The sequence below is a fragment of the Microcystis sp. M44BS1 genome, from assembly GCF_020244875.1.
Classification (GTDB): Bacteria; Cyanobacteriota; Cyanobacteriia; order Cyanobacteriales; family Microcystaceae; genus Microcystis; species Microcystis panniformis.
Window position 1 is genome coordinate 1 of record NZ_JADBVM010000262.1, and the last position, 13,030, is coordinate 13,030.

A 13,030-nucleotide genomic window follows, 5' to 3' on the forward strand; every position below is an offset into this window, starting at 1 on the left:
ACTGATAACTGATAACTGATAACTGATAACTGATAACTGATAACTGATAACTGATAACTGATAACTGATAACTGATAACTGATAACTGATAACTGATAACTGATAACTGTTGCTTAAATTATCCCCAAAGGACAAAATTGACCCGATAATTCTAGTTTATTGTTTTGCAGCAGATATAAACCGTATTCAATTCCTTCCACTACTGCTTGATAGGAAGCTTCCAAAATATTACTAGACACTCCCACGGTTGTCCATCTTTGTTGACCGTTACTGGACTCGATTAAAACCCTAGTTTTCGCTGCCGTCCCCGAACCACTATCGAGGATTCTCACTTTATAATCGGTCAGGTGAAAGTTAGCAATTTCGGGATAGAATTTGACTAAAGCCTTTCTCAAAGCCAGATCTAAAGCAGCCACAGGCCCGTTACCCTCGGCCACTTCTAATAAATCTTCCTCTTTTACCTGTACTTTAATTGTCGCGATTGCATTACCACTATCCCGCAGCATATCACAATAAACTTGGAATCCTTTTAATTCAAAAAGGTCGCTTCTCTGTCCCAAAGCTTCCCGCATTAATAACTCAAAACTAGCTTCGGCTGCCTCAAATTGATAACCCTGACTTTCCAAGATTTTTAAACGTTCCAATATTTGCCGACAGGTGGGATCATCTTTATTTAAATCGATGCCAAAACTGCGCGCTTTCGCTAAGACATTACTTAATCCCGATTGGTCAGAAATGACGATGCGGCGCTGATTCCCGATCGCTTCTGGATTAATATGTTCGTAGGTCAGGGGATTTTTCGCCACCGCAGAAACGTGAATACCACCCTTATGGGCAAAAGCGGAACGTCCGACGAAGGGAGCATGATCATCCGGGGCTAAATTGACCATTTCGCTGATTTTTCGGCTAGTTCCCGTCAATCGGCCTAATTGATTTTCTTCTAGGCAAGAAAAGCCCATTTTTAACTGAAGATTGGGAATTAAAGTACATAAATTGGCATTGCCGCAGCGTTCCCCATAACCGTTAATTGTGCCTTGAATCATGCGTGCGCCCTCGTTAACTGCCGCTAAGGAGTTAGCTACGGCGGTTCCTGCGTCATTATGGGCATGGATGCCTAATTTAGTCCCATTTTCGTTATCAGGATCGATGCCCAATTGCTCCCGCACTTTCTCCACAATAGGGGCGATTTCTTGGGGTAAAGTGCCACCGTTGGTATCACAGAAAACTAACCATTCAGCCCCGGCAGCCCTGGCGGTTTTCAGGGTTAAAAGGGCGTATTCGGGGTTATTTTTGTAACCATCAAACCAATGTTCGGCATCATAAATGACTCGTCTTCCCTGACAGCGTAGATACTCGATCGTGTCCCCTATCATGGCTAAATTCTCCTCCAGACTGGTTTTTAAGCCCTCTGTGACGTGCAGATCCCAAGATTTGCCGAAAATTGTCACCCAACGGGTTCTAGCGGCGAGAATGGCGGTTAACATCGGGTCTTCCCGGGCCTCGACATGGGGGCGACGAGTGGAACAAAAAGCGACTAATTCCGCTTGTTTTAGGGGTTCTTCGTGCATTTTCCAGAAAAATTGACCGTCTCTAGGGTTTGCGCCAGGCCAACCGCCTTCGATAAAAGGAATACCCATCCGATCTAATTCCCTGGCGATTTTAATTTTATCTTCGAGGGAGAGGGAAATACCTTCTCGCTGGGCCCCGTCCCGGAGAGTAGTGTCATAGACCCAAATGCGCTTACCATTGTTCATAGAAATAGTCAATAGGTGTTAATATTAATTAATAACTGTAGCGACTTAAAATCACGCCCCTAATGCCTAGAATAACAGTTTACGGTCAAACAATCACCTGCGATCAAAGTGAAAATCTCCGTCGCGTATTATTAAAACATGACATTTCTTTGTATAATGGCGGTTCCAAGTTAATCAATTGTCGCGGCATCGGCAGCTGTGGAACCTGTGCGGTGGCAATTGTGGGCGAAGTTTCTCCTATCAATTGGCAGGAAAAAGCGCGTCTTTCTTTACCTCCCCACAACCCCGATAATAGCCGTCGTCTTGCTTGTCAAGTCAAAGTTTTTGGTGATATCGAGGTGACTAAGTACGATGGTTTTTGGGGACAAGGAGACGCAGTGATCAGTTATCAGTGATCAGTTATCAGTGATCAGTTATCAGTGATCAGTTATCAGTGATCAGTATTAAGTATTAAAGTGTTAAAGTATTAAGTGGCAAGTTCGCAGCCTTCTTTTCACTGTTTACTGTTTACTGTTTACTCTGGGTCCATCTCATATCTGGGACTTTCTCTCACATATAGGTGAGCAGCAGAAGTCATTAAAAGAGGGCGAATGCAATTCGCCCCTACAATGATGTTATTGCGCCCAAAATGTCCTATAGATATTTCTACAAAATTGAGATGCACCCGTTTACTGTTTACTGATTAAGGTTATCAAATGAACGAGACAATAATTTTTCGCATTTCACCAATAATTCGGGTAACTTTATTAAGTTTATATGTGGCGTTAACCATCCCCTTACCCTTTTTGGCAAAAGTCACTAATTCCCCCGTTAATCCCAATTTTCTTTGGGTAGGAATTAGCTTAGGATTAATCGCTTTATACGGAGCTTTAAGTGAAAGAGTGATTTTATCAGAGACAGGGATACAAGTTACCTATCCCCAATGGTTTCCCGCTTTTCTTCGCTCTGGTTGGTGGTTAAATTGGACAGATATAAAAGAACTTAAATGTCGCAGTACAGGACAGGGTGGTTTAGTTTATTATTTCCTTGATCGCTCCGCAGAAAAAGCCTATTTATTACCGATGCGAGTAGTGGGATTTAATCGCATGGTCAAAATAATCGAGGAAAAAACTAACTTGGATATGACTGATATTCGCCCCCTTTCTCAGCCTTGGATGTATGGAATTCTTTTTACTCTCACCCTATTTTTATTATTAGTCGATGCTTGGACTATTGCTACGGCGAGAACTATTATTCCCTAATAAATTCGGCTCAAAACGTAATCCACTAGCTCGATTAACACCTCTTTTGAGGGAGAAGAAGCTAAACATTCAAGGTGTTTTAAGGCACTTTGACCGTATTGATTGGCTAACTCTTTTGAGCGAGGAATACCTTGACTAGAGTGAATAAAATCAAGAGCTTTTTCGATGTCTCCTTCCTGACTAAATTCCCGTTCAATTAACAATTCTATATAGGGATTTTCCTCCATGGCAAAGAGAGCGGGAGCGGTAATATTACCACTGATCAAATCGGAGCCAGAGGGTTTTCCTAATACTTCCGTGGGGGAGGTAAAATCGAGAATATCATCGACGATTTGAAAAGCTAATCCTAAATTGCGACCATAGTTATATAAATGATGATTAACTTCAGCCGATTGCTCGCTTAATACCCCGGCCGCTTTGGCACTATTGGCAATTAAAGAAGCAGTTTTGTAGTAACTTTTTTCTAGATAAGCTTCCAGGGAGATACTGGTATCAAAGCGATTAATTCCCTGTTGAATTTCCCCTTCAGCAAAATCGCGAATCACTTCCGAGAGCAATTTTACCACTTCTAAATTATCTAAATTAGCTAGATACCAAGAAGATTGAGCGAAAAGGAAATCCCCCGCTAAAACCGCCACGCGATTGTCAAATAAACTGTTAACGGTGGGAACACCCCGGCGCAATTCTGCCTCATCTACCACATCATCATGGACGAGACTGGCAGTGTGGATCATCTCCGTGATTTCCGCTAATCGACGATGACGGGGAGTGATATCCCGGTCTAACATAGTAGCGCGAGATACCAGCAACACGATCGCCGGTCGAAGGCGTTTACCACCGGCCTCGAACAAATGTTCTGCTGCCGCCGCTAAAATGGGATGACGAGCGCCGACGAGGTTTTTTAAGTTATCGGTCAAAAGACGGAGATCATCGTCAACGGGTGCGAATAAAGAAGTTGTTGGGATCATTGGTTAGCCAATTGGCGAGATAGTTACGAAAGTTTACAATCCTTATATTTATTTTAAGCTAACCGTCCAGACTAGGGAAGGGGAAGCATCAGTAATCAGTGAGGGGTTTTAGGGTTTTAGGGTTTTGGGGGTTTTAGGGGTTTTAGGGTTTTAGGGGTTGGGGTTTTAGGGTTTTTAGTTGAAATTTCCCCACTTCCCCACTTCCCCACTTCCCCACCTCCCCACTTCCCCACCTCCCCACTTCCCCACTTCCCCACTTCCCCACTTCCCCACTTCCCCACTTCCCTAATTTTTTTCCTGACAAAACTCTTGTCATTGTCAAGACTCTAGGGTAACTTGTATATAAAAATTAATAAAGCGAGAAGTATTAGAGCGATGTTGAGACTAATTAGCGACTTTGACGGGCCGATAATGGACGTATCGGAGCGATATTACCAGGTTTATCAACACTGTTTACAGAAAACCGCCTATAAAGGTCAAATTATCGGGGAATTATCGAAAGCGGAATTCTGGCAGTTAAAACGGGATCAGGTTTCTGAGAAGCGTATCGGGGAAATGTCAGGATTAGATGAAGATCAAGCGCGTAAATTTGCCCATCTTCGTCGTCAAACTGTTCATACTTTACCCTATCTTGTCCACGATCGCCCGGTGGTTGGTTCTTTGGAAACTCTCCAGAAAATCCAAGATTTAAAGATCGATTTAGTCGTCATGACGATGCGGCGGGTATCCGAGCTAGATCATGCCTTTAATCGCCACGATATCGGTCGTTTTTTCGCCGCTAATCGTCGTTATTGTCTAAATAATAATTACACCAAAACCAACGACGTGCGCGACAAAACCCTGCTTATGGCTAAGGCCGCTAAGGAACTGCCGACGGCTGCCGACACTTGGATGGTGGGGGATACGGAAGCGGATATTACCGCCGCTAAGAGCCAAAATATTAAGGTTATTGGCGTATTATCGGGGATTCGCAGCCGTTCCCGTTTAGAGAGCTACGAGCCTGATTATATCGTCAATAACCTTGGCGAAGCATTGGACGTGATCTTAGGCTCCCTGCGAGCGTTCGGTTAACGGAAAAAACTACTAATCACCCAAAAGATTAGAAAAGTGATGAGCGCATAAATTTGGCGATCGCCGAAAATAGTCAAATCAGCCTTGGCCGCTAAACTAGCTAATCCCGCTCCCAGAGCGACTCCTAGCAGTAAACCAGCGAGAGTGAATAGTAAGGCGCGGCCAAAACGTTTTTCCTTGCGGTTGAAAAAATAGATATTAACGAAAACGCCAAAAGCTAGGAGCAGCGGTAAGAGGGAGCCACTGGGATCGGGAACTAACAGGGTTATTGCTCCTAAACAAGCGTAAATCACTGCTGGTACACCGATATCCTGTGCAGAAGGTGTGTCTATTAAGCTTTGCCACCAGTTAGGAGATTTGCTGCCAGTAACTGGTTTACTTTCCACCGGAATCGTCAGACGTTCGGGAAAACGAATGCGATCGGGTACTTTAATTCTACCTTCCTGTCGCATCCGCAGTCGATCCATGAGGACGGAATCGTAGGCCGCCTCGATCGATTCGACAATTTTGCTATCATTTTGATACTGTTGCACCAGTCTTTGTTTGGCCTCTTGAATTTCTTCAAAAGAGGATTCTTCAGTAACCCCAAGTTGTTCGTAGGGATTCTGTTCACTCATGAACATACCTCCTTAATTATGCTCCCGATAGTCATGGTCTTAACCCGATGTTCTGTAGTTTAACTTGAGATGCAAGCTTATTTAAATTAATTAAGTTTAGCGAAAATCTCGGCAGAATCGATCGCTTCGTAGGGATAACCACTGGCATCTAAAAGGCTTTTTTCGGCGATTTCTCCTTCTTTAACGATAATTAAGCGGTTTTTGCCACCGTAGGCTTTAATTGTGACAATTTCTAAAGCAAATAACCCCGGGGAGAAACGGGGATTTAAGGCCCCATCGTACTCGAATTTACTCTGCATTAACTGCAAAGCATAGACGCTACTGCTATCAAAGGGTGCTGCATCTCCCATCGTTTTGGCCCGCAGCACTGGGATTAAATCACCAAAGGGAATAGAAATCTTTTGCAGGGTGCGATCAAGTGTATCAAAAGAATAACAGTAACCGATGCCGTCCCAACGTCCTTCACAACGCAGAATTAATTTATAGCGTTTTCCGTCCCCTTGTACCTGTAATTCTATTCCCTCGTAGTTAGATAAATTTAGGGGAGGATTCAGGTTTCTGGTACGAACTGAGGCAAAACCGCCGTTATTTTCGGTTCTAACGATACCAGAAAAGAGCGCGCGTCCCCCGGTTAGGGTTATCTGACTCTCACTCACTCCTCCCATTACCACATCATCCACCGCACCCCAGATTTCTTTTATATCACTGCTGGGATTGCTAAAGTCAAAGAGGGTTTTTTCGGCGGTTATCCCCGTATTTTTCAATAAATCGAGTAAATTAGCTAAACTATGGCCGTTATTCTCCCCTTGACAGTAGATAATTCTCTCAATCCCTGTGAATAATTGCGGGGTTTGCAGAGCAAATAAATCGACATTTTCAGCCAATAATTGACGTGCAGACTCGATATTATCGACTAAAGCGCGGATTTGATAGTTTTGCTGCTGTAGTTGGGTGATTACTTTTCTACCGATCGCATTTTCCCCACCAATGACTAAAATGGTCTTCATCCCTATCCCTTGCTCATTTGTTAGCTGATTTTTTTTATCTTCCCCGAAACCGAGCAGCTTTTGCAGACAACTCCACAGGGGAATACTATCAAAATAGTCTAGAGTTTGCCAAAATCTCTGAAAATCCCAGCTTTTTGACTCAGCCATAACTTTTCTCTCCTCAAAAGGTACTGTTGACATCCTCACCGCCGGGGCCGGACGGTGATTCCCGGCAGATCAAACAAACTTAATTGAACGACCGACCGCTGGGTTGACGCTTCACGAGATGCTGCTTCTTTAACAGAAGTCTTATGCTGTCCTCCACGTCCGTTTTTTGAGGTCTCCGATTGCCCACCGGCGACCTTGATATTAATTGCAGCGTTTACATCCCTATCATGGAAAGTCCCACAGAAAAGACATTCCCACTCACGGATATTTAACGCTTTTTTCCCGCCAATATTCCCACAACAGGAACACCTCTGAGACGTTGGCTCCCATCGGGAAATTATCCGAAAATCACGCCCATATTTATCAGATTTTGCCGATAGCATATCTCGGAAAGAACGCCATCCTAAGTCTGATATGGCACGGGATAACTTACGATTTTTAACCATTCCCGATGTGTTTAAATCCTCTAAAATTATCGTTTGATTTTCACGAACAACTCTAGTGGATAGTTTCTGCAAAAAATCAGTGCGAGTGTCTTTAATCTTTGCGTGGATTTTAGCTACTCGTTTCCTAGCTTTTTCCCGTCGGTTACTTCCTTTTTGCTTTCTAGAAAGGTTTTTCTGTGCCTTTCTTAGTCGTTTTAATCGTTTTTTTAACGGTTTAGGAGCGTCTATCTTTTCCCCTGTTGAGAGAGTCGCAAAAGTAGCAATCCCTAGATCAATTCCCACTGACTCCCCATTATTGGGAAGTATTTCGGGCTGAATCTCGACAACAAAGCTGAGAAAATAACGATCTGCTGCGTCTTTAATCACGGTGACACTAGAAGGTTTAGAAGGTAATGGACGACTCCAAACTATTCTTAAATCACCGATTTTGGCTAAAGTAACGTGATATTGATTGATGGTAAAACCATTGTCAGTAAATCTCGCTGATTGTTTAGATTTACGCTTCTTAAATTTAGGAGGTTTTACTTTTCTTCCTTTTCTCTCTCCCTTGCAAGATGCAAAGAAGTTAGAATAGGCTGTCTCTAAGTCTCTCAAAGACTGTTGTAAAGGAATAGAAGAAACCTCGGTTAACCACCGTTTTTCTTCTGTTTTTTTAATTTGAGTTAGTCTTTTAGATAACTCGGTATATTTTGGCTTTTTCTCCCCTTGTCGATAGAGTTCTTGACAGTAAGCTAAGGTATCGTTCCAGACAACGCGCACACACCCGAACAATTGAGACAAAAGCCTTTTTTGTTGGTCTGTTGGGTAAATGCGGTATTGATACCTCGCTTTCATTGGGTTAATATGTGTGTGTCTGTATTTATTTTAACTAGGTCTGTTAATAATGTCAAGTCGGTTAGTAATCAGTGATCAGTAATCAGTAAAAAGACAGTAGGAAACTTCTAAGTACCTAAGCAAAATTAATTACACATATCTAACCACCTCTTGCCTCTTGCCTCTTGTCTCTTGCCTATCTTCACTAGGAAATTAATTTTGCACGACTACTTATTTAATACTGCACACTTAAAAACTCACATCTGATAACTGATAACTTACCCACTGATAACTGATAACTGATAACTGATAACTGAGAGGTGCGCCACTGGAAGTTCTTAAGTGCTACATCAAAAATCAGGAAAAGCCGTCGTAAAACGACGGGGTTTTAACCCAAATTTTCGATAAAGTTAGTCTAACCAAACCAGCTTTAATCCTTGCCGCAAAGCTTTCCTTTTCGTCTCTATTTCTTTCGCTCGTTAATTTCTCTGAAAACCCCTATATATATTTAGGCACGGATTCCCATTATATAAAAAGTATAAGTCAAGTCTTGGCTTTTGTCAAGCATTTTGGTTGAGATTCTTTTGGGTGTAAGCTGTACTGAATTTAAATTACTTGTTGAGATAAGGCACTCTTGCAATAGGTAAGAGGAAGGTATAGGGGAAGCGCGGAGATGGGTTTTAAAGTTCGATTGGGAGTTCATAAGAACAAATGTATTAAATTTAAATCCCCCTTAAAAAGGGGGATTTAGGGGGATCAAATTTTTGTCAGTCCTTTGGGATGCTTTTGGGTGCGTTACGCTTCGCTAACACACCCTACATTTATATTTATTTGATTTCTCCCTCTATTATCCTAATTTCTTCCTCGCTTAATCCATACAATTCATACACTATTTTGTCAATCTCTTTTTCTAACTCGCTGGTGTCGGCAGAATTATCTTCTGATTTCTTAGCTAAAATTTGGTTAACAAGAGTTTCAATTGTTTCTTGTGTTTTACTGTCTGCAAGTTTTATCGGTAGCTTTTCTACCGATGAAATTCTTATTTGTGGAAAAATATCACCACCTTGAGAATTTGTTTTTTGATAATAGAACTTGAACAAGGTAGAATTAAAAACTCCTAAAACATATTTTGTTTTAACTCTTTTGTCTGTTATATGGCAACTATGTATCGTTTGTTCGTAGTAAATTCCTTTGTCTGCATATGTGGCAATAAGTTCCTTACCAACTTTGCGATAAATAATTGTTTCTCTCTCAAATATTTTTTTATCTCTCATCCAAAGGCCAGACCTTTTCCCTGCTTGTCTTTTAACTTCTTGCTTCATCATTTCTTCGGGTTTATAATTAACCCAAACATCAGTTCTGCCTAAATGAAATCTTGAAAGGTTTTTACCGAAATAAAGTTTGTGGCTGTCTTTGTCTAACTTTTTATCAATAAATAAAATATCTTTAATTGCACCAGCTACAATTCCGTCTTTCACTTCTGCAATTTCTTTTACCTTTAATGTGTCTGTTTCAATTTTTGAAATTAGATTGTCAAACTTGGTGTCTATTTCTAATCGAAAAATTATCTCCTTATCGTTCAAGATACTTGATACTTCAGTTTCTGAAAGCTGTTGCAATTCTTGCCTGGTGATTTTCAATGCTTTGTATTTTGGTTTTGTAGTGGGATAATTTTCTACAATTACACTATCTACCTGTGCATCTTCAAACACTTTGTCGTCAATTTTCGCAACCGTAACTCCGTGATTATCGCAAACAATTTTACGAGCAGTAACAAATTGTTTGTTGTTTAAAAACTTTCCTGGAATAATGTAAGTAAAAACACCTGTCGGCTGTTTTATTTGCATTGCTTTCTCAATGAATAGAGAATACAAGTCAAATCTTCCAGTAGCCGTTTGATAAATGGTTTCGTAAAATCTTCTCTGGTCCCAAGTTATATCTTCAATACTTATATAAGGAGGATTGCCAATTATCACATCAAAACCGATAAAATTACCCTTATCATCTAGAACTTCGGGGAACTCGAAGCGCCATTCAAAAGCATTATGATAAATCTTACCGCTTTCAATCTCCTCTAGTTGCGGACGTAACTTATCAATCTCATTCCTTAACTGACTAATCTTCCTTTCCCGCGCTTTTTTTTCCTTAGCTGACTCCTCAAATAACAAAATTTGATTCTCTAGACTATATAAATCCGTTTCCAAACCCCGCAAGCGCTTTTTCAAAGGATTATCTCCCTGTAAAGTCTGACGAAAACTACTCTTAATCTCACTTATCAATCTCTCCATCTCGCGCTTTTGCGATTTATCCTCCGCGTTGCGATAGACTCTCACCGCATCCTTATAACTCTCGATACTTAAACGACTTTTGCGGGAAAAGACTTGTAAATCATTGGATAACCCAAAGCGACTAATCAGAGAATTGCCAACCTTGATATTAATATCGATATTCGGTAACGTCTCTAACTCATTATCTGCTTTGTAGTAAGCATTCTTGAGTAACTCAATCCATAAACGCAACCGACAGATTTTCACCGAGTTGGGATTGATATCAACTCCAAAGAGACACCCCTCAATCAGACGCTGTTTTTCCTGAAATAAAGTCTCCTGTACGCGCTGACTTTCTCGGTTGCGGGGATTATACTCAAACAGATTACCGTCATCATCGGTGACGATTAACTCATCGTTCACCACCTCAACCCGATAATCCCTGAGAGTTTTACCCTCTTTATCCACTAAAATCTGTAACTCACTCTTAATCGCGATTATCTCGTTCAAAGCAGAAACAAGAAAATGTCCCGAACCCACCGCAGGATCACAAATTTTGAGACTATTGATAATAGCATTGGCTGCCGTTTTATCTTTGATGCGGTTATATACATCCTCGATTGTCTGACAATCCCATCCCTGACTCTGGTTAAATTTCTCTATCACTGCGCGTCGAATCGTTTCCCGACACATATACATAGTGATGAAACCGGGGGTGAAAAAGGAACCATCCTTATATCCGTTGATTTTCTCGAAGATTAATCCCAACACCGACGCATTGATAAGAGTCTTGTTATCCTCCTGTATCGCTTCCCCACCTTCGCTGCTAAAATCGTAGGCATTGAGAAACTCGAATAGGTATGCTAAAGCGTTGATTTCTCCTGTTCGCTTTTTCCCCTGACTATCCTTTAAGACTGTTCCCGCAAAAATCTCTAAATTCTCCGAACGCAGGTTACTGATAACTATGGTTGATTGTTCTAAGTCTGTCGGTTCAAATAGGGAACTGTTGAGATAGGGAACCTGAGTATAGGTATTCTGGATGTCTTTGCTTCTTTCTGACTGTTTTTTTGCTAAGACGCTGAAAAATAAGCGATTTAAGTCGTCATAGTCGGCAATTTTGCTTAAATTGAGAAACCCTAGGGATTTATCCCCCCGATGATACCTAATTATCTGCGCTTCTAATAGTTTGAGGAAGAGGATTCTATTTATCCAGGTTATCCCCAACTCTAAACCGATATTCAATAGTCTCTCCTCTTCCGTCTCCCCAAATTCCTCGGGATTGGGTAAACGAGAGATTTTATCTAAACTCTCTACTTGACTGATAGCGTTCTCTAGCAGCGAACCGGGTTGACGCGCTGCCGGTTGCAGACGTTGGATGAGTTTTTTTCCTCCCTCTTTTATCTCTGTCAATCCGATGATATGCAGCAGTTCACTATAAAAGTTTTTGTCGAGACTGTTGCTATCGTTCGCAAAGGGGAGTTTTAAGAGGTGTTCGGGAGAAAAGATTTTATAGAGACTGATGAGGTTATGTTCGTCCTCCCGGATGGTTTGGGTGTATTCCCGCAAGTCAAAATGGGTGTATGTCAGGGAATCGAGTCTGGAGTTCAGGAAGGGTTCTCCTATCTGTTTGTAGAAGAAGTCGGTGGTTTTTCCCGTTAGTCTCCCCGTCTCAAAGTCATTAAACTGTCTGACAAGTTCCTGATTTTGTGCGAATAGTCTCTCGAAGATATTCCCGTCAAAGATAAACCACTCATATATATTGGTAGCAATCAGGTGTTTTATCTCTAGGTTTTTCTCGGTTATTCTTTCCCGAAGGAAGTAGAGGAGTAATTCTTGTAATGCTTTACAGTTGAGTTTGTCTCTCCGCAGCATCTCGCTTTTATTGCTGGGTTTCTTCACTTCCAATATCACCCCCACGGAATCCCGCGACTCTTTCCCATTATGGATGACTAAATCATTCCTTCCCTTGGTGTTGATGAAATGTTGGGGACTATAGTAGCTGTGTTTGAGAAAGTCTGCAAGCAGGTTTTTGTGGAACTCCTCCGATTCTGTCTCGTTTATACTCCCCAAAAGTTGTTCTAGGTGGGTTTGAAACTTCTCCACCTGACTACGACTCGGTTTGACTCTTAGGAATGCTTTGTTTAATGCTTGTCGGGGAGAGAAATTTTCCGTCTTCATACCTTATATCCTTATTCCTACCCATCCCGGTTTTGGAGTCTATTTTTTTCTCTCTTATCTTCCCTCAAAAACCATATATATATGGGCGCACGGATTTCCATTATATAAAAAGTCTAAAGCAAGTCTCGCCATTTGTCAAGGGTTTTGAGAAAAAAATCGAGCCGATTTTATAATCACCGTAACAACAATTCAGATCGTAGGGATAATTCCGTAGGGATAATTCCGTAGGGATAATTCCGTAGGGATAATTCCGTAGGGATAATTCCGTAGGGATAATTCATGAATTATCCCTACTCAGGAATGCTTTGTTTAATGCTTGTCGGGGAGAGAAATTTTCCGTGTTCATACCTTTATCCCTATTCCTACCCATCCCGGTTTTGGAGTCTATTTTTTTCTCTCTTATCTTCCCTCAAAAACCCTATATATATGGGCGCACGGATTCCCATTATACATAAAGTCTAAAGCAAGTCTCGCCATTTGTCAAGGGTTTTGAGAAAATCTCCCCACTTCCCAAGATGTGA

At 41.5% G+C, this 13,030-nt stretch carries 11 protein-coding genes; 3 read left to right on the forward strand and 8 right to left on the reverse strand.

Annotated elements, in window-relative coordinates:
* Positions 1-113: 113 nt before the first annotated feature.
* A complete protein-coding gene (gene cimA, locus IM515_RS20195) occupies positions 114-1,754 on the reverse strand; it encodes a citramalate synthase (protein ID WP_287630215.1) in 1,641 nt (546 codons plus the stop codon).
* A gap of 62 nt (positions 1,755-1,816) precedes the next feature.
* Between cimA and IM515_RS20200 the strand changes: the two genes are divergently transcribed.
* Positions 1,817-2,149 carry a 2Fe-2S iron-sulfur cluster-binding protein gene (locus IM515_RS20200; RefSeq protein WP_287630216.1) on the forward strand — a complete coding sequence of 111 codons (333 nt, stop codon included), beginning with the start codon at positions 1,817-1,819 and terminating at the stop codon, positions 2,147-2,149.
* A 300-nt stretch (positions 2,150-2,449) separates the two neighbouring features.
* Entirely contained in the window at positions 2,450-2,995 is a 546-nt protein-coding gene (locus IM515_RS20205; protein WP_002767150.1) for a hypothetical protein, read from the forward strand.
* Here the strand turns inward: IM515_RS20205 and sds are convergent.
* The gene (gene sds, locus IM515_RS20210; protein ID WP_287630217.1) at positions 2,992-3,963 is read right to left on the reverse strand and encodes a solanesyl diphosphate synthase; all 972 of its coding nucleotides are present in this window, start codon (positions 3,961-3,963) and stop codon (positions 2,992-2,994) included. The two genes, IM515_RS20205 and sds, sit on opposite strands and share 4 nt — an antisense overlap.
* 142 nt (positions 3,964-4,105) lie before the next feature.
* Entirely contained in the window at positions 4,106-4,279 is a 174-nt protein-coding gene (locus IM515_RS20215; protein ID WP_287630218.1) for a hypothetical protein, read from the reverse strand.
* Between the two features lie 59 nt (positions 4,280-4,338).
* Here IM515_RS20215 and IM515_RS20220 point away from each other — a divergent pair, with 59 nt between their 5' ends.
* On the forward strand, positions 4,339-5,034 hold the full coding sequence (locus IM515_RS20220; protein WP_287630219.1) for an HAD family hydrolase: 696 nt from the start codon (positions 4,339-4,341) through the stop codon (positions 5,032-5,034).
* Here the strand turns inward: IM515_RS20220 and IM515_RS20225 are convergent.
* From IM515_RS20225 to IM515_RS26000, 5 genes are all read right to left on the reverse strand, one after another.
* Positions 5,031-5,651, reverse strand: a complete 621-nt coding sequence (locus IM515_RS20225) for a CPP1-like family protein (RefSeq protein ID WP_287630220.1) — start codon at positions 5,649-5,651, stop codon at positions 5,031-5,033. The two genes, IM515_RS20220 and IM515_RS20225, sit on opposite strands and share 4 nt — an antisense overlap.
* 86 nt (positions 5,652-5,737) lie before the next feature.
* Positions 5,738-6,805, reverse strand: coding sequence for a CIA30 family protein (locus IM515_RS20230; protein WP_287630221.1), 1,068 nt, complete (start codon positions 6,803-6,805; stop codon positions 5,738-5,740).
* A 35-nt stretch (positions 6,806-6,840) separates the two neighbouring features.
* Entirely contained in the window at positions 6,841-8,085 is a 1,245-nt protein-coding gene (locus IM515_RS20235; RefSeq protein ID WP_287633404.1) for an RNA-guided endonuclease InsQ/TnpB family protein, read from the reverse strand.
* Positions 8,086-8,891: 806 nt separating this feature from the next.
* Positions 8,892-12,509 carry a DUF7149 domain-containing protein gene (locus IM515_RS20240; protein WP_287628430.1) on the reverse strand — a complete coding sequence of 1,206 codons (3,618 nt, stop codon included), beginning with the start codon at positions 12,507-12,509 and terminating at the stop codon, positions 8,892-8,894.
* A gap of 54 nt (positions 12,510-12,563) precedes the next feature.
* A complete protein-coding gene (locus IM515_RS26000) occupies positions 12,564-12,641 on the reverse strand; it encodes an SWIM zinc finger family protein (RefSeq protein ID WP_353737095.1) in 78 nt (25 codons plus the stop codon).
* Between the last annotated feature and the right edge of the window lie 389 nt (positions 12,642-13,030).

Excerpts from the sequence above, each read along its gene's own strand:
- cimA (WP_287630215.1), bottom strand. The coding sequence starts at position 1,754 with ATGAACAATGGTAAGCGCATTTGGGTCTATGACACTACTCTCCGGGAC.
- IM515_RS20200 (WP_287630216.1), top strand. The coding sequence starts at position 1,817 with ATGCCTAGAATAACAGTTTACGGTCAAACAATCACCTGCGATCAAAGT.
- IM515_RS20205 (WP_002767150.1), top strand. The coding sequence starts at position 2,450 with ATGAACGAGACAATAATTTTTCGCATTTCACCAATAATTCGGGTAACT.
- sds (WP_287630217.1), bottom strand. The coding sequence starts at position 3,963 with ATGATCCCAACAACTTCTTTATTCGCACCCGTTGACGATGATCTCCGT.
- IM515_RS20215 (WP_287630218.1), bottom strand. The coding sequence starts at position 4,279 with ATGACAAGAGTTTTGTCAGGAAAAAAATTAGGGAAGTGGGGAAGTGGG.
- IM515_RS20220 (WP_287630219.1), top strand. The coding sequence starts at position 4,339 with ATGTTGAGACTAATTAGCGACTTTGACGGGCCGATAATGGACGTATCG.
- IM515_RS20225 (WP_287630220.1), bottom strand. The coding sequence starts at position 5,651 with ATGAGTGAACAGAATCCCTACGAACAACTTGGGGTTACTGAAGAATCC.
- IM515_RS20230 (WP_287630221.1), bottom strand. The coding sequence starts at position 6,805 with ATGGCTGAGTCAAAAAGCTGGGATTTTCAGAGATTTTGGCAAACTCTA.
- IM515_RS20235 (WP_287633404.1), bottom strand. The coding sequence starts at position 8,085 with ATGAAAGCGAGGTATCAATACCGCATTTACCCAACAGACCAACAAAAA.
- IM515_RS20240 (WP_287628430.1), bottom strand. The coding sequence starts at position 12,509 with ATGAAGACGGAAAATTTCTCTCCCCGACAAGCATTAAACAAAGCATTC.
- IM515_RS26000 (WP_353737095.1), bottom strand. The coding sequence starts at position 12,641 with ATGGCGAGACTTGCTTTAGACTTTTTATATAATGGAAATCCGTGCGCC.